Raw genomic sequence first — 20,183 nt, forward strand, 5'->3', positions numbered from 1 at the left:
GGCGGGCCGGACGGGGCCGGGGACCAGCGGGTCAGGCGGCGGCGAGGCGCAGCCCCGGGGAGGTGGACAGGCGCTGGACGAGGGCGAGGACGGCGTCCACGGCCAGCGCCAGCACGGCCACGAGCACCACGGAGCCGAGCATGCGGGCGTAGTCGCGCACCGCCAGCCCGTCGATGAGGTAGCGGCCGAGGCCGCCGAGGTTGATGTAGGCGACCACGGTGACGGTCGCCACGACCTGCAGGGCGGCGTTGCGGATCCCGCCCAGCACCACGGGCAGCGCGTTGGGCAGCTCCACGCGGGCCAGCAGCTGGCGGGGGGTCATGCCCATGGCGGTCCCGGCGTCCTTGAGGGCCGGGGACACGTTGGCGATCCCCGCGTAGGTGCCCGAGAGGACCGGCGGGATCGCGAGGAGCACCAGCGCGAGGACCGGCGGCAGCAGGCCGAGCCCCAGGAGGAGGGTGAACAGGGTGAGCAGCCCGAGGGTCGGCAGCGCGCGCAGGGCTCCCGCGAGGCCGACGACGACGCCGCTGCCGCGCCCCGTGTGCCCGACCCACAGGCCCAGCGGGACCGCCACGGCCAGGGCGATCAGCAGCGTCAGGCCGCTGTAGGCCAGGTGCTCGAGCATCCGCGCCGGGATGCCCGCGGGCCCGGACCAGTTCCCGGGGTCGGCCAGCCAGTCGAGGGCGGCGGCGAACAGGCTCATGCGGCGGCCCCCCGGCCCAGGGCGAGGACGCGGGCCGTCGCCGGCCGGGCGGTCCCGGCGCGCTGCCAGCGGGTCAGGGCGGAGCCGGCCCCGCGCAGGACCAGGTCCAGGAGCACCGCGAGGACCACGGTGAGCACGATCCCCACGGCGATCTCCTCGAGGATCGACCGCCGCAGCCCGTCGGTGAACAGGGTCCCGAGGGACTGGACGCCGATCACGGCGCCCACGCTGACCATGGAGATGTTGCTGACGGTGGCCACGCGCAGCCCGGCGACGAGCACGGGCACCGCGAGGGGCAGCTCCACGGCGAGGAACCGCCGCAGCGGCCGGTAGCCCATCGCGGTGGAGGCCTGCAGCACGTCCGCGTCCACGGACTCGAAGGCGTCCACGGAGGAGCGCACGAGGATCGCCACGACGTAGAGGCTCAGCGCCACGACCACGTTGACCACGGAGGTGATCCGCGTGCCGAGCACCAGGGGCAGCACCACGAACAGGGTCAGGGAGGGGATCGTGTAGAGCAGCGAGGAGCCGGTGACGACCAGCGGCCGCAGCACCCGGTGGCGGGTGGCCAGGCGGGCCAGCGGGATCGCGACCAGGGTCCCCAGGAGCACGGGCAGCACCGACTGGAGCAGGTGCATGCCCGTGAGCTCGAGGACGAGGGGCCAGTTCCGGCCCGTCCAGCTCATCGCCGGGCCCTCCCGCCCAGCCGGGCGTCCTCGACGGCCGCGACGATGTCCGCGGGGTCCATGACCCCGACGGCCCGCCCGGCCTCGTCCACGACCACGGCGAGGCCCGAGGGGGAGGACAGGGCGGCGTCCAGGGCGCTGCGCAGGGACCCGCCGGGCCGGTGCAGGGTGCCTCCGACCACGGGGTCGTCCTCGGCGCCGGTGCGCACCCAGCCGCGCGGGGCGCCGTCGTCGTCGACCCGCAGGGACCACCCCCCGGGGAGGGGTCCGTCCCCCGGGCCGACGACGCCCGGGGAGCCGTCGGGGCGCACCGTCCCGACCGGGCGGAGCGGGATGTCGCGGGCCGAGTCGAAGGTCAGGGAGCGGAAACCGCGGTCACGGCCCACGAAGTCGGCCACGAAGTCGTCGGCGGGCGACCGGAGCAGCTCCTCCGGGGTCGCGTACTGGGCGAGCCGGCCGCCCGCGGCGAAGACCGCGACCCGATTGCCGAGCAGGATCGCCTCGTCGATGTCGTGGGTGACGAACACGATGGTGCGGTGCAGGCGGCGCTGGAGGTCCAGCAGCTCCCGCTGCAGGTCCTGGCGCACCACGGGGTCCACGGCCGAGAACGGCTCGTCCATGAGCAGCAGCGGCGGGTCCGCGGCGAGGGCCCGGGCCACGCCCACGCGCTGCTGCTGCCCGCCCGAGAGCTGGGCGGGATAGCGCCCGGCCAGCGACGCGTCGAGGCCCACCGTGGCCAGCAGCTCCCGGGCGCGCTCGCGGGCCTGCCGCTTGGGCACGCCGTTGAGCCGGGGGACGGTCGCGACGTTGTCGACCACGGTGCGGTGCGGCAGCAGGCCCGACTGCTGCATGACGTAGCCCATGGAGCGGCGCAGCTCGTGGGCGGGGACGGAGGCGACGTCGCGGCCCTCCACGGTCACCGTGCCCGACGTCGGCTCGACCATGCGGTTGATCATGCGCAGGGAGGTGGTCTTGCCGCAGCCGGAGGGGCCCACGAAGACCGTGAGGGAGCCGCGGGGGATCTCGAGGTCGAGGGCCTCGACGGCCGTGGTGCCGTCGGGATACGTCTTGCCGGCGCCGTCGAAGCGGATCGCGATGTCCGTCATGGAGGTCCTCCCGTAGCCGTGCCGCCAGTATAGGGCGAGGCCTTCCCGGGACCGCCGGCGTCCTGTCCGTAGAATCCCCAGCAGGATCCCCACAGGAGGTGGCCGGTGCACAGCCTCGAACTGCTGCTCGACGACGCGGCGGAGGCCAGCGTGCGCGCGGACTGGGACCGGCTGCTGGCGGCCGGGCTGCCCAGCTCGGGCCGGCACGGCTCCCCCACCAACGCCCCGCACATCACCCTCGTCGCGGCCCCGTCCCTCGCCCCGGAGACCGTCCCGGGGATCGACGAGCGGGTCGCCGCGGCCGCCGGGTTCGTGGACCTGCCCCTGACCAGCGCGGGCGTGCTGCTGTTCGGGCCGGGCCGGGGCGGCTACGTGCTGGTGCGGCAGGTCGTCACCACGCCCGAGCTGCTCGGGCTGCACCGGCGCGTGTGCGCCGCCGTGCGCCCGGTCCCGGGCCAGGTGCGCACCTCGTACCCGGGGGCCTGGACCCCCCACATCACCCTGGCCCGCCGGATGCGCCCCGAGCAGCTGGCCCAGGCGCTGGCGGTCCTGGAGCCGCCCCCCGAACCGCTGCGCGCCGTGGGCCTGCGCCGCTGGGACGCCGACGCGCGCACGGTGGTGCGGCTGGCCTGAGCGCCCCGGCCCCGCCGGGACGGCGGCTCACAGGGCGAGCTCGTAGTAGAAGGACAGGGCGCCGTCGCCGTCCTCGAAGCGCCGGAAGCCCATCGACTCGTAGAGCCCGCGCGCGGCCACGTCGTCCTCCGTGGTCGTCAGGTCCACGAGGTCGGCCCCGCCGGAGCGGGCCCCCTCGACCACCGCCGTGAGCAGCGCCCGGCCCACCCCCTCGCCCCGGCGCTCGGGCACCACGTAGAGCTCGGCGAGGTACCACTCGTCGCCGGGCGACCACAGCGAGGGCCGGACCCGGACCACGGCGATCCCGTCGGGGCCCCCGCCCGCCAGCAGCACGAGCGTCCCGCCGCGGTCCACCAGCTCCACGAGCCGGCGCGCCAGCCAGCCGGCGCCCGGGGTGGGCGCGGCGAACTCCGTGTTGAAGGCGTCGAGCAGCCGGCCCGCCGCAGGGGCGTCCCCGGGGCCCATGGCCCGTACGTGCACCATGCGCCGATGCTCCCACCCCGACGGGCGCCCCGGCCAGGACCCGCTGCCCGGGACCGGGCCGGCCCCCTCACGCCGTGGCGGCCCCCGGCGCGGCGGCCGCACCGGTGCTGCCCCGCACGATGAGCTTGCACGGGAAGGACCGCTGCTGCGCCGGCCGGGCGGGGTCCGCGAGGCGCTCGAGGAGCATCCGGGCCCCGGCACGGGCCATCTCGCGGCTGGGCTGGCGGACCGTGGTGAGGTCGAAGGAGGGCCAGGAGGCCATGTCGACGTCGTCATAGCCGATGACCCAGCAGTCCCCCGGAGCGGACAGGCCACGGCTCCGCAGCGCGTCCAGGGCGCCGAAGGCCATGTAGTCGTTGGCGCAGAAGACGGCCTCCGGCGGATCCGCGCGCGCCAGCAGCCGGCTCGTCACGTGCTGGCTGGCATCGTGCGAGAAGTCGGCGTGGAACCGCAGGTCCTCCGGCACGGGGTGGCCCAGGTGCTGCATGCGCTCGAGGAAGCCGCGGGCGCGGTCACGGGACGTGCTGGCGCCCGGGAGGCCGCCGATGTACGCGGCGCGGGTCCGGCCGTTCCGGTGGAGGTAGTCGGCGACCGCCGCCCCTCCGGCCACGTTGTCGCTGACGACCTGGTCGGCGTCGAGGCCCTCGACGACGCGGTTGATGAGCACGATCGGGCTCTGCTTCTCGACCGCCACCTGCAGCTCGACCGTCTCCCCCGTGGCGGTGGTGAAGATGACCCCGTCCACGGCGCGCTCGCGGATCGCGCTGAGCGCGTCGTGGTGGCTGCCGCCCCCGGCGTTCCACAGGACCACCCGGTAGCCGGCGCCGTCGAGCTCCCGCGTGAGCTCGTCGAGGACCTCGGGATAGAAGGGGTTGGTGACGTCCTTGACGACGACCCCGACGGTGTGCGCCCGGCGGGTCTTCATCGCCTGCGCGCCGGCGTGGGGGACGTAGCCGAGCGCCTCCATCGCCGCCTGGACCTTGAGCCGGGTCTCGGGGGCGATGTTGGTCGCGGAGGACAGGACCCGCGACACCGTCGCCTGCGACACGCCCGCCAGTCGCGCCACGTCGCGGCTCGTCACCATCCGGCTCTCCTCCCGTGGCCCCGTGATCGTCGGTCCGAGGTCACTGTATCCGCCCGCGGCCCGGGATCCGGGCGCTCCCGGGCGGGGATGCCAGCGAGTGGTGCATACGTATTCACAGTGCGTCACAATCCGTGACGCACCACTGTGAATACGTATACAGTGGTGCTGTGTCCTGGCTCACAGGGACTGACGGGGGACGCCGGTGCGCCCCTCCGACCGACCAAGGAAAGGCACTTCCATGTCCACAGGAACGACCACGCCCTCGCCCGTCACCTCCACGATGCTCAAGAGCCCGGGGAAGAGCGACGCCGGCCGCGGCAGCTCCCCCGAGGTCCGGGCCATCGTGGAGGGTGTCATCGCCGACATCCGGGAGCGGGGCGACGCCGCGGTGCGCGAGTACTCGCAGAAGTTCGACAACTACGGCCCCGACTCCTTCCTGCTCACCGACGAGCAGCTGGCCGAGGTCATGGCCCGGGTGCCGCAGCAGGTGATCGACGACATCACCTTCGTCCAGGAGCAGGTCCGGCACATGGCCCAGAAGCAGCTCGAGTCCCTGCAGGACTTCGAGATCGAGACCCGCCCCGGGGTGCACCTCGGGCAGAAGAACGTGCCGATCCGGGCCGCCGGCGCCTACATCCCCGGGGGCAAGTACCCGCTGCTGGCCAGCGCCCACATGACCATCGTCACCGCCAAGGTCGCCGGGGTCGAGCGGGTCGCCGCGTGCACCCCGCTGATCAAGGGCGAGATGCCGGACGCGACGATCGCGGCGATGCACCTGGCCGGCGCCGACGAGATCTACCTGCTCGGCGGCATCCAGGCCGTGGCCGCGATGGCGGTGGGCACCGAGACCATCCAGCCCGTGAACATGCTGGCCGGGCCGGGCAACGCGTTCGTCGCCGAGGCCAAGCGGCAGCTCTTCGGGGAGGTGGGCATCGACCTGTTCGCCGGGCCCACCGAGGTGCTCATCGTCGCCGACGAGCACGCCGACCCGTTCGTCGTGGCCGTGGACCTGCTCTCCCAGGCCGAGCACGGCCCCGACTCCCCCGCGGTGCTCATCACCACCAGCGAGGAGCTGGGCCGGAAGGTCATCGAGCACGTCGACGAGCTGCTCGTCGACATGCCCACCCGCGACTTCGCCGCGCCGGCCTGGCAGGACTGGGGCGCGGTACACGTCGTCGAGACCCTCGACGACGCCTACGCCCTGGCCGACTCCTACGCCTACGAGCACGTGCAGATCCTCACGGAGAACCCCCGCGAGGCCCTCGAGAAGATGCACGACTACGGAGCGCTCTTCCTCGGCGAAGGCACCTGCGTGTCCTACGGCGACAAGGTCATCGGCACCAACCACGTGCTGCCCACCCGGGGCGCGGCGCGCTACACCGGCGGCCTGTGGGTGGGCAAGTACCTGCGCACCGTGACCTACCAGGAGGTCACCGACCGGGACTCCAGCGCCTTCTTCGGCGAGCTGTGCGGGCGCGCCTCGCGGGTCGAGCGCTTCGAGGGCCACGCCCGCTCCGGCGACGTGCGGGTCGCCAAGTACCGCGGCGGCACGCTGCCCTGGTCCGAGCACACCTTCGGGAACTGAGCCGCCGGACCGTCCTCGCCCGTCCGCTCCCCGCCCCCGGTTCCGCCGCGGGCCGGGGAGCGGACGGGCGGAGCCCCACCTCCTCCATCGCCGGTCGCCCCGCGACCACCGTCCTTCCGGAACGGAGCCTTCCATGGCCATCACCGCCTCCATGACCCCCGAGCAGGTGCGCCGCCGCACCCTGTACTCGGGCACCATCGGCGCCATCGTCGAGTGGTACGAATACACCGTCTACGCCACCGCCGCCGCCCTGGTCTTCGGGCCGCTGTTCTTCCCCGCCATGGCCCCGGGGATCGGGCAGATCGCCGCCCTGGCGACCTTCGGCGTCGGGTTCGTCGCCCGGCCCGTCGGGGCCTTCGTCGCCGGCCACCTCGGGGACCGGATCGGGCGCAAGGCCACCCTGATCCTGACCTTCGCCATCATGACCGTGGCCACCGTGCTCATCGGCCTGCTCCCGACCTACGCCCAGGTCGGGATCTGGGCCCCGATCCTGCTGTGCGTGCTGCGCCTGGCCCAGGGCTTCGCCGTGGGCGGGGAGTGGGGCGGGGCGGCGATCATCGCCGTGGAGAACGCCCCGAAGGGCCGGCGCGGGTTCTACGGCTCCTGGCCCCAGATCGGGGTCTCCTGCGGGCTGCTGCTGGGCACCGCCGCGGTGACCGCCTCCGCGGCGATCTCCGGGGACGCCTTCGAGACCTGGGGCTGGCGGGTGCCGTTCCTGCTGGCCGTGGTGCTGGCCGCGGTGGGTCTCTACATCCGGCTCAACGCCGCGGAGTCCCCGGAGTTCCTGGCCGAGCAGGCCCGCATGCTCGAGGCCGGGGAGCAGCACAAGGCCCCGCTGAAGGTCTTGTTCGCCCACCACCGCAAGCCGCTGCTGATCGCGATCTTCGGCCGCTTCGCCGAGGCCGGCAACTACTACCTGTTCACCGTCTTCGTCCTCTCCTACGTCACCACCACCCTGGGGGTCCCGCGCAACTACGGGCTGGTGGCCGTGATGATCGGCTCGGCGCTGAACATCGTGATGATCCCGGTCTTCGGGGCGCTCTCGGACCGGATCGGGCGCAAGAAGACGTTCTTCCTGGGCGGGGCGGCGATCATCCTCACGGCCTGGCCGATCTTCGCCCTGGTCCAGACCGGCCAGCAGTGGGCGATCATCGCCGGGGTGGCCCTGTTCCTGGCCCTGGGCCACGCCCTGGTCTACGCCCCGCTGCCGGCGCTGTACTGCGAGCTGTTCCCCACCGCGGTGCGCTACTCCGGGATCTCGGTGGGCTACCAGATGGCCTCCATCCTGCTGGCCGGGTTCATGCCCGCCCTGGCCGGAGCCATCGTGCTGTGGACCGGCGGCACGGACGTGGTGGTGCTGATCATCATCGCCACCACCGCCATCGCGATGCTCTCGGTCTCCTTCGCCCCGGAGACCAAGGACCTCGACCTCGCCACCATCGGGCAGACCTCCTCGCGCTAGCCGCCGAGGGCCCGCTCACGGTTTCCGGGGGCGGAGCAGCAGGGGTGCGGACGCACCGGCCAGAAGGCCCGTCCGCCGCCCCGGCGCTCCGCCCCCGGGCCCGTTCCGCCCACGCCGCCTCACCGATAGGTTTCCTCCCATGACCCGAGAAGCATCGTCCACGTCGTCCGTCCCGGCCCGGTCCCGCGAGCTCCCGGGGGCGCGGCGATGACGGCCGGCTGCCGCCTCGACGGCCACCGGGCGCTGGTGACCGGCGCAGGCCGCGGCCTCGGCCGGGCCGTCGCCGACGCCCTCGCCGAGCTGGGGGCCGTGGTCCACGGGACCAGCCGGGACCCGGGCACCGCGCGGCAGATCGCCGAGCGCTACGGCACCGCACCGCTGCCGCTGGACCTCGGCGACATCGGCTCCTTCCCCGGGTTCGTCGACGCGCTCCAGGACACGGGCGGGATCGACCTGCTGGTCAACAACGCGGGGATCAACATCCCGCGGCGGGCGGTCGACGTCACGGTCGAGGACTGGGATGCCGTCATGGACGCCAACCTCAAGGGCAGCTTCTTCCTCACCACCGCCGTGGCCCGCCGGTGGCTGGCCGACGGGCGCGGCGGATCGGTCGTCAACGTCGCCTCGCAGGCCGGGATCGTGGCCATCGAGGAGCGCGCCGCCTACGGGACCAGCAAGGCCGGGCTGATCCACCTCACGAAGCTCCTGGCCCTGGAGTGGGCCCGGGACGGCATCCGCGTCAACGCCGTGGCCCCCACGTTCGTGCGGACCGAGCTGACCGAGTCCACCCTGAGCCGCCCGGACTGGGCGGCGGAACTGCTCGGCCGCATCCCGGCGGGGCGCTTCGGCGAGCCCGAGGACGTCGCCGGAGCCGTCGCCTTCCTGCTCAGCGACGCCGCCTCCCTCGTCACGGGCCACACCCTCGTCGTCGACGGCGGCTACACCATCCGGTAGGCCGCGCGGGAGGAGGACGCCCCCGGGTCGGCGCACGGCGCAGCCGCCGCGTAGGCTCGGGGGATGACCAGCGCACAGGACATCGCCGAGTGGATGCTCGAGCGCATCCGCACCGAGGGACGGCTCTCCCAGGACCAGGCCGTGGAGCAGATCCCGGAGACCTTCGGCCCCGAGTGGGTCCGCACCCTGGAGAACGGCCACACCGGGATCAGCAAGGACGTCCTCGCGGCCTTCCGCAAGGCCCACGGCGGCACGGTCCAGTGGGACCGCGACCGCCGCTTCTGGTCCGCCAGGGGCTGAGCCCCCCTCAGCCGTCCGCCGAGGCCCGGATCCCGAAGCTCAGCGCGTGGCTCTGCCCCGGCTGCAGCACCAGGAGGTCGGTGCCGGAGTTGAACGCGTCGGGCGGGCACGTCATGGGCTCGACGGCCAGGCCCCGGCGCCCCACCTTGTCACCGCTGTAGACCTGGAGCCAGGGCGCGGCCGCCGTCAGCCGGGTGGACAGCCCGGTGCCGGGATGGTGGAGCACCACCTCCCACGCCTCGTCCGGCAGAGCGCCGAAGGCGTGGTCGATCTGCTGGGGGCCCACCGTCCGGGCCTGCCGGAAGTCGAGGCCGGCCTCCTCCACCGGGACCGTCCCCGTGGGCAGCAGCCGCTCGTCCACGGTCACGACCCGCCCGGCCGGCACCTGCAGGGCGCACTCGTCGACCGGGGCGAGCCCGCAGGTCAGGTAGGGGTGGGAGGACGCACCGTACGGGGCCGGGGCGTCCCCGACGTTGGTGGAGGTGATCTCCACGGCCAGTCCGCGGTCGGCGGCGAGGCGGTAGCGGACCTCGCTCACGAGGTGGAACGGGTAGCCGTACCGGGGCAGCAGGCTCGTGCGGAACCGGGCCTCGCCGGGGCTCAGCTCCACCGCCTCCCAGTCCACCCAGCAGGCGAGGCCGTGCAGGGCGCTGTGCGTCGCGTGCTCGTTGACGGGCAGCTCGTGGGTCTCGCCGCCGAAGCCGTAGCGGCCGTCGGCGATCCGGTTCGGCCAGGGCACGAGGGTCTTGCCCTCGTAGGCGGCGGGGATCCCCGAGGCGGGCACGGGCAGCACCAGGTCGGTGCCGCGCCAGGTCAGGGCCCCCAGGGCGGCCCCCGAGGAGAAGACCGTCGCCCGGTACTCGCCGGCGGCCAGGGTGTGCGCCGCGCCGTTCGCCGAGCGGTCGGGGACCGCGCGGTGGTGCCCCTCCTCGTGCCCCGGACCGCGCCCGGGGCGGGACCCGACGGTGCTCACAGCCCCTGGGCCAGCCTGTAGTAGGCGTGGTTGAGCCGCAGGTCGCGGGCGAACTGCCGGGTCGTCGTCCCCTCGTCGATGACGGCGAGCTCGACGCCGGCCATGTCGGCGAGGTCCTCGAAGACTTCCAGGCCCACGGCCGTGGTGAGCACGGTGTGGTGCGCGGCGCCGGCCGTGAGCCAGCACTCGGCCGAGGTGGCCAGGCCGGGCCGGGGGCTCCACACGGCCCGGGCGACGGGCAGGTTGGGCAGCTCGGCGTCCGGCGGGACGACGTCGACGACGTTGGCGGTCAGCCGGAAGCGCTCGCGCAGGTCGGACATCGCCACGACGACGCCCTGACCGGGGTCCGTGTCGAAGACCAGCCGGACCGGGTCCTCGCGCCCGCCGATGCCCAGCGGGTGGATCTCCAGCCGCGGCCGCTCCGTGGTGAGGGACGGGCAGACCTCGAGCATGTGGGCGCCGAGGATCTTCTCCCTGCCCGGGGTCAGCTCGTAGGTGTAGTCCTCCATGAGCGAGGCGCCGCCGGGCAGCCCGTGGCCCATGACCTTGGCGGCCCGGACGAGGATCGCGGTCTTCCAGTCGCCCTCGGCGCCGAAGCCGTACCCGTCGGCCATGAGCCGCTGCACGGCCAGGCCCGGGAGCTGGCGCAGCCCGCCGAGGTCCTCGAAGTTGGTGGTGAACGCCCCGAACCCGCCCTCTTCGAGGAAGGCGCGCAGGCCGAGCTCGATCCGGGCGCCGTAGCGCAGGGACCCGTGGCGCTCCCCGCCGGGGCACAGCTCCTCGGCGATGTCGTAGAGCTGCTCGTAGTCGGCGACCAGGGCGTCCACGTCGGCATCGGCGGCCGCGTCCACGGCCTCGACGAGGTCGTTGACGCCCCAGGTGTTCACGGAGACCCCGAGGCGGATCTCGGCCTCGGTCTTGTCGCCCTCGGTGACGGCGACGTTGCGCATGTTGTCGCCGAAGCGGGCCAGGCGCAGCTCCTGCATGGCGGCCCAGCCCGCCGCCGCGCGCGCCCACGTGCCGATCTTCGCCTGGACGAGCGCGTGGCCGGCGTGGCCCACCACGGTCTTGCGGGCGATCCCGAGGCGGGTGGCGATGTAGCCGAACTCGCGGTCGCCGTGGGCGGCCTGGTTGAGGTTCATGAAGTCCATGTCGAGGTCCGCCCAGGGCAGCTCGACGTTGGCCTGGGTGTGCAGGTGCAGCATCGGCTTGGTCAGGGCGTCGAGGCCCAGGATCCACATCTTCGCCGGGGAGAAGGTGTGCATCCAGGTGACGACCCCCAGGCACGCGTCGTCGGCGTTGGCCTCCAGGGCCGTGCGCCGGATGGCCTCGCGGTCCTTGAGCACCGGCTTCCACACCACGCGCACGGGCACGTCGGCGGCGTCGTCGAGCGTGGCGGCGATCGTCCGGGACTGCTCGGCCACCTGGCGCAGGGTGTCCTCGCCGTAGAGGTCCTGGGAGCCGGTGAGGAACCAGATCTGCTTGCCGTCGAAGGGGTTCTTCATGCGTGCTGCTCCTCCTGCTGGGTGGCGGGCTGGCCGTAGACGTTCTGGTAGCGGTCGTGCAGGCGGTCGATGTCCGTCTGCGGGATGGGGGTGGGCTCGCCGAGCTGCCGGCAGATGTGGACGGTCCGCGCGACCTCCTCGCATAGCACGGCCGCCTTCACGGCCGATCGGGCGTCCCTGCCGACGGTGAAGGGGCCGTGGTTGGCCATGAGCACCGCCGGGGACCGCGACCCCCGGAGGGTCTCCACGATGCCCCGGCCGATGGAGTCGTCCCCGATCAGGGCGAAGGGCCCCACGGGGATGTCCCCGCCGAACTCGTCGGCCATCATCGTCAGCACGCACGGGACCGGCTCGCCCCGGGCGGCCCAGGCGGTGGCGTAGGTGGAGTGGGTGTGCACCACTCCCCCGACCTCGTCCATGTGCCGGTAGACGTAGGCGTGGGCGGCGGTGTCCGAGGAGGGCTGCAGGCGGGCCGGGGTGCCGTCGTCGATCTTCGTCCCGTCGAGGGTGCAGACGACCATCGTCTCGGCGCTGAGGTCGTCGTAGGAGACGCCGGAGGGCTTGATCACGAACAGCTCCGCGCCCGCCACCCGCTCCGAGACGTTGCCGGCCGTCCACACGACCAGCTCGTTGCGCGGCAGCTCGGCGTGCAGGGCCGCGACCCGGGCCCGTGCCTGCGCGACGGCGGCCTGGACCTCGGCGGGCAGGTCGGCCAGTCGCGGGCTCACGAGACGACCTCCGCGGTGCGCGCCGCGCGCTCGGCCCCGTCGGTCCCCACGGGCACCGGCTCGCCCGGGGCGGGCCCCCCCGGCGCCGCGAGGGCCTCGCGGCGGATCCTCCTGAGCCGGTGCATGACGTCGCTGCCTCCCCGGCCGAAGTGGTCGTGGAGCTGCCGGTACTCGGCGTAGAGCGCGTCGTAGCGGCGGGCCGCGTCCTCGTCCGGGGTGTAGGCGGCCGCGATCCGCCGCCCCATGGCCGCGGCACCGGCCCGCACGTCGGGGTGGGCCCCGGCCGCGACGGCGGCGTGGATGGCCGAGCCGAGGGCCGGGCCCTGCTCGGAGGCGATGACCGACAGCGGCAGGCCGGTGACGTCGGCGTAGAGCTGCATCAGGAAGCGGTTCTTCAGCAGCCCGCCGGCCACGACCAGCTCGGTGACCGGCACCCCGGCCCCGGCGAAGGCCTCCACGATGGTGCGGGTGCCGAAGGCGGTCGCCTCCAGCAGGGCCCGGTAGACGTCCTCCGGGCGCGTGGTGAGGGTCAGGCCCAGGACCAGCCCGGACAGCTCGTGGTCCACCAGCACCGAGCGGTTGCCCGAGTGCCAGTCCAGGGCGATCAGGCCGTGCTCGCCGATCTGCTGGGCGGCGGCCCTCTCCGTGAGCAGCTCGTGCACGGACACGCCCCGCCGGCGGGCCTCGTCCGCGTACTCGGCGGGCACCTGGTGGGCCGCGTACCAGCCGAAGATGTCGCCCACCCCGGACTGGCCGGCCTCGTAGCCCCAGGCACCCTCGACGATCCCGCCGTGCACGACGCCGCACATGCCCGGCACCTCGGCCAGGGTCTCCCCGTTCATGACGTGGCAGGTGGAGGTGCCCATGATCGCCACCATCTGCCCGGGCTTCAGGGCGTCGGCGGCCGGGGCGGTGACGTGGGCGTCGACGTTGCCGACGGCGACCGCGATGCCCTCGGGCAGTCCCGTCCAGGCGGCGGCCCGGGCGCTGAGCGTCCCGGCCCGGTGGCCGAGCTGGCCGATCTCGTGCTCCACCTTCTCCCGCACGAACCCGGCGAAGCCGGGGTTCAGGGCGGCGAGGAAGTCCTCGGTGGGGTAGGCCCCGTCCTGGTAGATGCCCTTGTACCCGGCCGTGCACGCGTTGCGCACGTAGCGGCCGGTCAGCTGCCACACGATCCAGTCGGCCGCCTCGACCCAGTGCTCCATCGCGGCGTAGACCTCGGGGTCCTCCTCCAGCACCTGCAGGCCCTTCGCGAACTCCCACTCCGAGGAGATGAACCCGCCGTACCGGGCGATCCACTCCTCGCCGCGGGCGTGGGCCAGGGCGTTGATCCGGTCGGCCTGTCCCTGGGCCGCGTGGTGCTTCCACAGCTTGACGTAGGCGTGCGGGCGCGCGGCGAACTGCTCGAGCTCGCACAGCGGCGTCCCGTCGGACGTGGTGGGCACCATGGTGCAGGCCGTGAAGTCGGTGCCGATCCCGATCACGTCGGCCGGGTCCACCCCGGCCGCCGCCACGGCCGCCGGCACGGCCTGCCGGAGCACCTCGACGTAGTCGGCCGGCACCTGCAGCGCCCAGTCCGGGGGCAGCGCCTCCCCGGCGTGGGCGCTCAGCGCACGGTCCATCACCGCGTGACGGTACTCGTGCACCGCGCTGCCGAGCTCCGCGCCGTCCGCGACCCGGACCACCACGGCCCGGCCGGAGAGGGTGCCGTAGTCCACCCCGACGACCACGGCTCGTTGAGAACTTGACTGGTCCACTTCGACCCACTTCCTGTGTCCGGCTCGTCTGGCACGAGCAGCGCGTCCGCCACCCGGTCCCGATGTGGTCGACACCACAGATGTTATCGCTAACATGAGGAAGTGCAAGTGCTCTCGTCCGCCTCACCTCTCCCGGTGGCGCGGCGGACACCACCGGAAGAGGAGGACGCCTGTGCGCGTGGCCCGCCTGCACGGCATCGAGGACGTGCGCCTGTCCGAGGAGGACGTCCCGGTGCCCGGTCCCGGGGAGTCGCTCGTGCGCGTGGAGGCCGTCGGCCTCTGCGGCTCGGACCTGCACTGGTTCGGCCAGGGCGGCATCGGCGACGCCGTCGTCGAGCGCCCCGTCGTGCCCGGCCACGAGCTGGCGGGCACCGCGGTCACCGGTCCCCACGAGGGGCGCCTCGTGGCGGTCGACCCGGCGATCCCGTGCGGCCGCTGTGCCCTGTGCCGGGAGGGCCACCGCAACCTGTGCCCCACGGTGCAGTTCTCGGGGCACGGGACGCTCGACGGGGGCTGCGGCAGTTCATGGCCTGGCCCACCGACCTCCTGACGCCCCTGCCGGAGGGCATGACCGCGGCGGAGGGCGCCGTGCTGGAGCCGCTCGGGGTCGCCCTGCACGCCTGGGACCTCTCGCACGCCCGGGCGGGCGCCACGGTCGCCGTGGTCGGGTGCGGGCCCCTCGGGCTCCTGCTGGTCCAGCTCGCCCTGGCCTGCGGGGCGGCGCGCGTGATCGCGGTGGAGGCACTGGAGCACCGTCGCGCCGCCGCACGGCGCTGCGGGGCCGGGACCGTGCTCGCGCCGGACGAGGCGCGGGACCCGGCGGTCTGGCAGCGGATCGCCGGCGACGGGTGCGACGTGTCGTTCGAGGTGTGCGGCAGCGACGAGACCGTGCGCACGGCCCTGCTCGCCGCCCGGCCCGGGGCGCGCGTGCTGCTGGTCGGCATCCCCGACGACGACCGCAGCTCCTTCCCCGCAGGCCTGGCCCGCCGCAAGGGGCTCACCCTCGTGCTCGTGCGCCGCATGAAGGAGATGCACGCCCGGACGGTGGGGCTCGTGGCGTCCGGGCGCATCGACGTGCGCTCCGTCGTGTCGGCCACCCATTCCCTGGACGACGCTCCCCGGGCCTTCGCGGCGGCCGTCGCCCGGCAGGGCCTGAAGATCGTGATCGACCCCCAGCGGCCGTGAGCCGCGTTCCCGGGCCCGGCCGCGCTCTGGAAGAGCCCGCCGTCACGGGCCGCGAGCGGTGCCGCCGGCCTCAGCGAGGAGCGGCGGTGCTGGCCCTGATGGCGAGCGAGGGCTGGATCCGCACGGTCTCCAGGTCCGGGGACCCGGCGTCCGTGGCGTCGATCATGTCCAGCAGCCGCCGCAGGCAGGCGCGCCCGAGGTCGTCGAAGGGCTGCCGGACGGTCGTCAGGGGCGGCGTGAAGTAGCCCGCGCCGGCGACGTCGTCGAAGCCGGCGACCGAGACCTCGCCGGGAACCTCCACGCCGCGCTCCCAGAAGGCGCGCAGCATGCCCAGGGCCATCTCGTCGTTCGCGGCGAACACGGCGGTCGGCCCGTGGCCGGCCCGGAGCTGGTCGGCCGTCTCCAGGCCGATGGCGTACCCGCTCGACGCCCGCCAGTCGCCGCTCGTCAGACGGGTGCTGTCGAGACCTCGCTCCTGCATCTCGTCGCGCCACCCCTGGACGCGGATCCGGGCGTCGAACCAGTCCTGCGGCCCGGCGACGTGGAGGACGTCCCGGTGCCCGAGGTCCAGCAGGTGGGCCGTGACCGCCCGGGCGCCGCGGTACTGGTCGACGTGGACGCGGGAGAGCGAGGCCGAGCTGGGCCGTCCCCGCCCCTCCTCCCGGGAGGTGATCATCACGATGGGCACAGGAGCCCGGAAGTGGTCGATGACGTGGGCGACGGTGTCGTGCGGGACGATGACGACGATCCCGTCGACGCCGTGGGCCAGGAAGTGCTCCAGCACCCGGTTCATCGACTCGACCCCGTAGTCCCGCAGCGTCGCGACGCTGACGAAGTACTCGTGCTCCCGGGCGGCCTCCTCGATGCTGACCAGCGTGCTCAGGGGGCCGTGCAGGGACGACCCCGTGGCCACCACGCCGATCGTGTCCGTGCGCTTGCGCACCAGCGCGCGGGCCACGGCGTTGCGCCGGTACCCCAGCGCGTCGATCGCCGCGTGGACGCGCTGGCGGGTCGCCGGGCGCACGCTCGGGTGGCCGTTGAGCACGCGGGAGACGGTCTGGTGGGAGACGCCGGCCACCTTCGCCACGTCCATCATGGAGGGGGCGCGCTCGCCGGCGCCGAGGAGGGGCGTGGCGCCGGCCTGGTCGATCTGGGACATGCCCCCATCATCCCCCTCATCGGAGCGCGGCGGGGCGTGCCCGGGACGAACGCCCTGCTCCGCGGCCGGCGCCGGTCCGCTGCGCCCCGGGCGGGGCTGGAGCCGGGAGCGCAGGGGCAGGACACTGGCATCAGGCCCGGGGACCGCCCGGGACACGACCGGAGAGGACCCGTCATGACCGACCTCGACGTCGCGGCCGCCGTCATCGACCAGATCGACCGGCACTGGACCCAGCAGCTGCGGCCCCGCCTCGCGGGACTGAGCGACGAGGAGTACTTCTTCGACCCCACGGGCGGGTCCGCGTGGACCGTCCACCCCCGGACGCAGCGGCGCACGCCCCAGCAGGCGGGCGCCGGGGAGCTCGTGGTGGACTTCGCCCTGCCGGAGCCGGTGCCCGCGCCGTTCACGACCGTCGCGTGGCGGACGGCGCACGTCGTCGTCGGGATCCTCGCGGTGCGCAGCCACGGGCACTTCGGGGGCCCGGAGGCCTCCTACCGGAGCTGGGCGTACGCCGGGACCGCCGACGAGGCGCTGGCCCAGCTCGATCGTGAGTACGCGCGCTGGATGTCGGGGGTGCGCTCCCTGTCGGACGCGGACCTGGCGCGCCCGTGCGGACCGTCGGAGGGCCCGTACGCGGAGCTGCCGATGCTGGCCCTGGTGCTGCACGTCAACCGTGAGCTGATCCACCACGGTGCGGAGATCGCCCTGCTGCGCGACCTCTACGCCCACACCCGCTGAGCCGCCCCGCCCGCAGCGCCGTCCGGGGGCTCAGCGCCCCGGCCGACGAGGGGCAGGCGGTGCGGGAGGACCGGCCGTCAGCAGCTCCGCCGGGACCAGGTGGGCGTCCCGCACGCCGTCGAGCAGGCGGGGGTCGAGGGGCACGCCGCGCTTGAGCACGCTGAGGGTCCCCGAGGCCTCGAGCACCACGCACGCCACCTCGTCGGGACGGCGCACCCCGGCGCCCCGCAGCGCCCCGAACAGCTCGGCCTCCACCACGTGCGCCCGGCGCAGGTTGGCCTCCAGCACCCGCCCGCCCGCCATCAGCAGCAGGGCCCGGTTGTTCATCAGCGCCGCCCCGCGCACCCCGGCGCGCAGCTCCCCGAGGAGCGCCTCCAGGAGGAACAGCGTGGCCAGCCCCAGCACGCCCGCCGCCAGCGTGGGCGTGCTCCCGAGGATCACGCGCCCGGCCACCGCGCCGAGCATCACGGCCACCACCACGTCGAACGTCGACAGCCGGGAGAGCACCCGCTGCCCGAAGACCCGCACGAGCACCAGGAACGCGAGGTAGATCCCGACGGCGGAGGCCACCACGGCGAGCGCACCGGGGGCGTCCACGCCGAGGCGGCCGAGGACGTCGGGGAGCACGGCTCAGGCCTCCTGGTCCGCGAACTGCGTCTCGTAGAGCTCCGCGTAGCGCCCGCCGGCCGCGAGCAGCTCGGGGTGGGAGCCCTGCTCGACGATGCGGCCGCCCTCGACCACGAGGATCCGGTCGGCGGAGCGGACCGTGGACAGCCGGTGGGCGATGACGAGGGCGGTGCGCCCCTCCATCGCCTCGCCGAGGGCCGCCTGCACGTGGGCCTCGTTGGTGGAGTCCAGGGCGGAGGTGGCCTCGTCGAGGATCACCACGCGCGGGGCCGCGAGCAGCAGCCGGGCGATGGTCAGCCGCTGCCGCTCCCCGCCGGAGAGCCGGTAGCCCCGCTCCCCCACCACGGTGTCCAGACCGTCCGGCAGCGCCCGGATCACGTGCTCCATCCGGGCGCGGGCCAGCGCGTCCCACAGCTGCTCGTCGGTGGCGTCGGGCCGCACCAGGGTGAGGTTCTCCCGGATCGACTCGTGGAAGAGGTGGCCGTCCTGGGTGACCATGCCGATGGTCCCGCGCAGCGAGGCGAAGGTCGTCTCCCGCACGTCGGTGCCGCCGATCCGCACGGCGCCGGAGGTGACGTCGTAGAGGCGGGCCACGAGCTGGGCGATCGTGGACTTGCCGGCGCCCGAGGAGCCCACGAGGGCCACCGTCTGCCCGGGCAGGACGGTGAAGCTGATCCCGTGCAGCACCTCCTCGCCGCCGCGGGAGTCCAGCACCGCGACGTCCTCGAGGGAGGCGAGGGAGACCTCCTCGGCGGAGGGGTAGGCGAAGTGCACGTCGTCGAACTCCACCGACGCGGAGCCCGGCGGGAGGGGGCGGGCCCCGGGCCGCTCCTGGATCAGCGGCACGAGGTCGAGGATCTCGAAGACCCGCTCGAAGCTGACCACCGCGCTCATGATGTCCATCCGGGCGTTGGCCAGCATGGTCAGCGGCGTGTAGAGGCGGGTGAGGAGCAGGGCGAGGGTCACGACGTCGCCCGCGTTTAGGGTGCCGAGGATCGCCAGCGCCCCGCCGAGGCCGTAGACCAGGGCGAGGGCCAGCGCGGAGACGAGGGTGAGGGCGGTGACGAACGTGGTCTGCAGCATCGCGACCCGCACGCCGATGTCCCGCACGCGGCCGGCGCGGCGGGCGAACTCCGAGGACTCGGCCTCCGGGCGGCCGAAGAGCTTCACCAGGGTCGCGCCGCCGGCGGAGAAGCGCTCGGTCATCTGGGTGGACATCGACGCGTTGTGCTGGGCCGCCTCCCGCTGGAGGGCCGCCAGCCGCCCGCCCATGGCGCGGGCCGGGACCAGGAAGATCGGCAGCAGCAGCAGCGACAGGACGGTGACCTGCCAGGAGATCGTGACCATGACGACGACGGTGAGGAGCAGCGACACCACGTTGCTGACCACGCCGGAAAGCGTGTTGGAGAAGGCCCGCTGCGCGCCGATGACGTCGGTGTTCAGGCGGGAGACCAGCGCACCGGTGCGGGTGCGGGTGAAGAAGGCGATCGGCATCCGCTGGACGTGGTCGTAGACGGCGGTGCGCAGGTCGAGGATGAGGCCCTCGCCGATCCGCGAGGACAGCAGCCGGTTGAGCACCCCCAGCCCGGCGTCCAGGACGGCGACCACGGCGATGGCGGCCGCCAGCCACACCACCGTGGAGACGCTGTCCCCGGCGGTGATGGCGTTGACCACGTCCCCGGCCAGGAGCGGGGTGACCACGCCGAGGACCGCCAGGAGCACGGAGACGACCAGGAAGACGACGAGCCGGGCGCGGTGCGGCGTGGCGAAGGCGGCGATCCGCCGGACGGTGTCCCGGGAGAGCCGGCGGTCCTTGACCCCCTGGCCCTCGACGGTGCGCCACATGACCATGTGCGGCGAGTTCTGCATGCTCATCCGGCCACCCCGATCTGCGGGGATCACCCGCGCTGGAACCGCGGCGGCGCCGTCGTGGTGGGTGCCGCGCCCGGTCGATCTTACGCGCCCCGCCCGACACGCCGGACCCGGACGGGGCGCCCCCGGCAGGACTCAGGCGCGGCGGCGGGCGATCAGCCGGTCCAGCGACCAGCGGCCGGCACCGGCCAGGGCGAAGAGCGCGGAGGCGGCGGCCAGGAGCAGGACGAGCTCGATCCCGCCGTCGGCGGCGAAGAAGCCGCCGGGCAGGTGCACGAGCACCAGCGCGCCGAGCATGTCGAGCGCCAGGAGGGCGGCGACCACGCGGGTGCCCAGGCCCAGGACCAGGAGCAGGCCGCCCAGGAGCTCCAGGACGGCGACGGCCGGGGCCGCGACCTCGGCCAGCGGCACGCCCATCTGGGCGAAGGAGGCCTGGGTGCCGGCGATGGTCCACTCGGTGACCTTCTGCCAGCCGTGCAGGAGGAAGGTGACGCCGAGGACGACGCGCAGCAGGGTCAGGCCCGCGGTCGCGGCGGCGGGCTCGGAGGGAACGGCAGGGGAGGAGGTGCGCTCGGGCACTGGTGTCATGGACATGTCACCATCGTAGGAACAAAAACTTTCTGCCGCAAGCTTTTGTGGGAGC

21 protein-coding genes are annotated in these 20,183 nt (G+C 74.2%); 8 read left to right on the plus strand and 13 right to left on the minus strand.

All coding sequences use genetic code 11. The features are described from left to right. Positions 1 to 31 precede the first annotated feature (31 nt). Genes ACYSMR_RS08925 through ACYSMR_RS08935 form a run of 3 tightly spaced genes read right to left on the minus strand, consistent with a single transcriptional unit; the run spans position 32 to position 2,495 of the window. Positions 32 to 703: an ABC transporter permease gene (locus tag ACYSMR_RS08925; RefSeq protein WP_309125072.1), complete on the minus strand. Its 672-nt coding sequence runs from the start codon at positions 701 to 703 to the stop codon at positions 32 to 34. Continuing rightward, complete coding sequence (locus ACYSMR_RS08930; RefSeq protein ID WP_461747983.1) at positions 700 to 1,389, minus strand: ABC transporter permease; 690 nt, start codon at positions 1,387 to 1,389, stop codon at positions 700 to 702. Before ACYSMR_RS08930 ends, ACYSMR_RS08925 begins: the two co-directional genes overlap by 4 nt. After that, a complete protein-coding gene (locus tag ACYSMR_RS08935; RefSeq protein WP_251333793.1) occupies positions 1,386 to 2,495 on the minus strand; it encodes an ABC transporter ATP-binding protein in 1,110 nt (369 codons plus the stop codon). The genes ACYSMR_RS08930 and ACYSMR_RS08935 overlap by 4 nt, the downstream gene beginning before the upstream one ends. A 105-nt stretch (positions 2,496 to 2,600) precedes the next feature. Here ACYSMR_RS08935 and ACYSMR_RS08940 point away from each other — a divergent pair, with 105 nt between their 5' ends. Beyond that, complete coding sequence (locus ACYSMR_RS08940; protein ID WP_309125070.1) at positions 2,601 to 3,128, plus strand: 2'-5' RNA ligase family protein; 528 nt, start codon at positions 2,601 to 2,603, stop codon at positions 3,126 to 3,128. Between the two features lie 27 nt (positions 3,129 to 3,155). Here the strand turns inward: ACYSMR_RS08940 and ACYSMR_RS08945 are convergent, their stop codons facing one another. Together ACYSMR_RS08945 and ACYSMR_RS08950 are read right to left on the minus strand one after the other, a co-directional pair. Further along, the gene (locus tag ACYSMR_RS08945) at positions 3,156 to 3,611 is read right to left on the minus strand and encodes a GNAT family N-acetyltransferase (RefSeq protein ID WP_251333795.1); all 456 of its coding nucleotides are present in this window, start codon (positions 3,609 to 3,611) and stop codon (positions 3,156 to 3,158) included. 67 nt (positions 3,612 to 3,678) lie between these two features. Beyond that, on the minus strand, positions 3,679 to 4,695 hold the full coding sequence (locus ACYSMR_RS08950) for a LacI family DNA-binding transcriptional regulator (RefSeq protein WP_309125069.1): 1,017 nt from the start codon (positions 4,693 to 4,695) through the stop codon (positions 3,679 to 3,681). A 238-nt stretch (positions 4,696 to 4,933) separates the two neighbouring features. On the opposite strand from ACYSMR_RS08950, the gene hisD reads away from it, so the two are divergent. From hisD to ACYSMR_RS08970, 4 genes are all read left to right on the plus strand, one after another. Further along, the gene (gene hisD / locus ACYSMR_RS08955) at positions 4,934 to 6,280 is read left to right on the plus strand and encodes a histidinol dehydrogenase (RefSeq protein WP_461747984.1); all 1,347 of its coding nucleotides are present in this window, start codon (positions 4,934 to 4,936) and stop codon (positions 6,278 to 6,280) included. Between the two features lie 133 nt (positions 6,281 to 6,413). Next, positions 6,414 to 7,742 (plus strand): MFS transporter, encoded by a 1,329-nt coding sequence (locus ACYSMR_RS08960; protein WP_461747985.1) that lies wholly within the window; start codon positions 6,414 to 6,416, stop codon positions 7,740 to 7,742. Between the two features lie 207 nt (positions 7,743 to 7,949). Continuing rightward, positions 7,950 to 8,696: an SDR family NAD(P)-dependent oxidoreductase gene (locus ACYSMR_RS08965; protein WP_309125549.1), complete on the plus strand. Its 747-nt coding sequence runs from the start codon at positions 7,950 to 7,952 to the stop codon at positions 8,694 to 8,696. Positions 8,697 to 8,759: 63 nt separating this feature from the next. Beyond that, positions 8,760 to 8,996, plus strand: coding sequence for a DUF6953 family protein (locus ACYSMR_RS08970; protein ID WP_251333643.1), 237 nt, complete (start codon positions 8,760 to 8,762; stop codon positions 8,994 to 8,996). 7 nt (positions 8,997 to 9,003) lie between these two features. On the opposite strand, the gene ACYSMR_RS08975 is transcribed toward ACYSMR_RS08970, so the two are convergent. From ACYSMR_RS08975 to araB, 4 genes are read right to left on the minus strand one after another with little or no spacing between them, the layout of a single operon-like run. After that, positions 9,004 to 9,969, minus strand: a complete 966-nt coding sequence (locus ACYSMR_RS08975) for an aldose-1-epimerase (protein WP_461747986.1) — start codon at positions 9,967 to 9,969, stop codon at positions 9,004 to 9,006. After that, positions 9,966 to 11,474 (minus strand): L-arabinose isomerase, encoded by a 1,509-nt coding sequence (gene araA / locus ACYSMR_RS08980; RefSeq protein WP_251333645.1) that lies wholly within the window; start codon positions 11,472 to 11,474, stop codon positions 9,966 to 9,968. Before araA ends, ACYSMR_RS08975 begins: the two co-directional genes overlap by 4 nt. Continuing rightward, positions 11,471 to 12,202, minus strand: coding sequence for an L-ribulose-5-phosphate 4-epimerase (locus ACYSMR_RS08985; RefSeq protein ID WP_251333646.1), 732 nt, complete (start codon positions 12,200 to 12,202; stop codon positions 11,471 to 11,473). The genes araA and ACYSMR_RS08985 overlap by 4 nt, the downstream gene beginning before the upstream one ends. Next, positions 12,199 to 13,959, minus strand: coding sequence for a ribulokinase (araB, locus tag ACYSMR_RS08990; RefSeq protein WP_461747987.1), 1,761 nt, complete (start codon positions 13,957 to 13,959; stop codon positions 12,199 to 12,201). Before araB ends, ACYSMR_RS08985 begins: the two co-directional genes overlap by 4 nt. 172 nt (positions 13,960 to 14,131) lie before the next feature. Between araB and ACYSMR_RS08995 the strand changes: the two genes are divergently transcribed. Both ACYSMR_RS08995 and ACYSMR_RS09000 read left to right on the plus strand, forming a co-directional pair. Further along, positions 14,132 to 14,509: an alcohol dehydrogenase catalytic domain-containing protein gene (locus ACYSMR_RS08995; protein ID WP_461747988.1), complete on the plus strand. Its 378-nt coding sequence runs from the start codon at positions 14,132 to 14,134 to the stop codon at positions 14,507 to 14,509. After that, complete coding sequence (locus ACYSMR_RS09000; RefSeq protein ID WP_461747989.1) at positions 14,485 to 15,144, plus strand: zinc-binding dehydrogenase; 660 nt, start codon at positions 14,485 to 14,487, stop codon at positions 15,142 to 15,144. Before ACYSMR_RS08995 ends, ACYSMR_RS09000 begins: the two co-directional genes overlap by 25 nt. A 70-nt stretch (positions 15,145 to 15,214) precedes the next feature. Here ACYSMR_RS09000 and ACYSMR_RS09005 read toward each other — a convergent pair whose 3' ends face one another. Next, positions 15,215 to 16,303: a LacI family DNA-binding transcriptional regulator gene (locus tag ACYSMR_RS09005; RefSeq protein WP_251333649.1), complete on the minus strand. Its 1,089-nt coding sequence runs from the start codon at positions 16,301 to 16,303 to the stop codon at positions 15,215 to 15,217. Between the two features lie 174 nt (positions 16,304 to 16,477). Here ACYSMR_RS09005 and ACYSMR_RS09010 point away from each other — a divergent pair, with 174 nt between their 5' ends. Next, positions 16,478 to 17,041: a DinB family protein gene (locus ACYSMR_RS09010; protein ID WP_461747990.1), complete on the plus strand. Its 564-nt coding sequence runs from the start codon at positions 16,478 to 16,480 to the stop codon at positions 17,039 to 17,041. Positions 17,042 to 17,071: 30 nt separating this feature from the next. On the opposite strand, the gene ACYSMR_RS09015 is transcribed toward ACYSMR_RS09010, so the two are convergent. The 3 genes from ACYSMR_RS09015 to ACYSMR_RS09025 form a co-directional block, all read right to left on the minus strand. Next, the gene (locus ACYSMR_RS09015) at positions 17,072 to 17,668 is read right to left on the minus strand and encodes a DUF421 domain-containing protein (protein ID WP_461747991.1); all 597 of its coding nucleotides are present in this window, start codon (positions 17,666 to 17,668) and stop codon (positions 17,072 to 17,074) included. A gap of 3 nt (positions 17,669 to 17,671) precedes the next feature. Continuing rightward, positions 17,672 to 19,543 carry an ABC transporter ATP-binding protein gene (locus ACYSMR_RS09020; RefSeq protein ID WP_375142383.1) on the minus strand — a complete coding sequence of 624 codons (1,872 nt, stop codon included), beginning with the start codon at positions 19,541 to 19,543 and terminating at the stop codon, positions 17,672 to 17,674. A gap of 132 nt (positions 19,544 to 19,675) precedes the next feature. After that, the gene (locus ACYSMR_RS09025; protein ID WP_375142384.1) at positions 19,676 to 20,128 is read right to left on the minus strand and encodes a DoxX family protein; all 453 of its coding nucleotides are present in this window, start codon (positions 20,126 to 20,128) and stop codon (positions 19,676 to 19,678) included. Between the last annotated feature and the right edge of the window lie 55 nt (positions 20,129 to 20,183).

The sequence above is a fragment of the Kocuria sp. U4B genome (genome assembly GCF_054875615.1).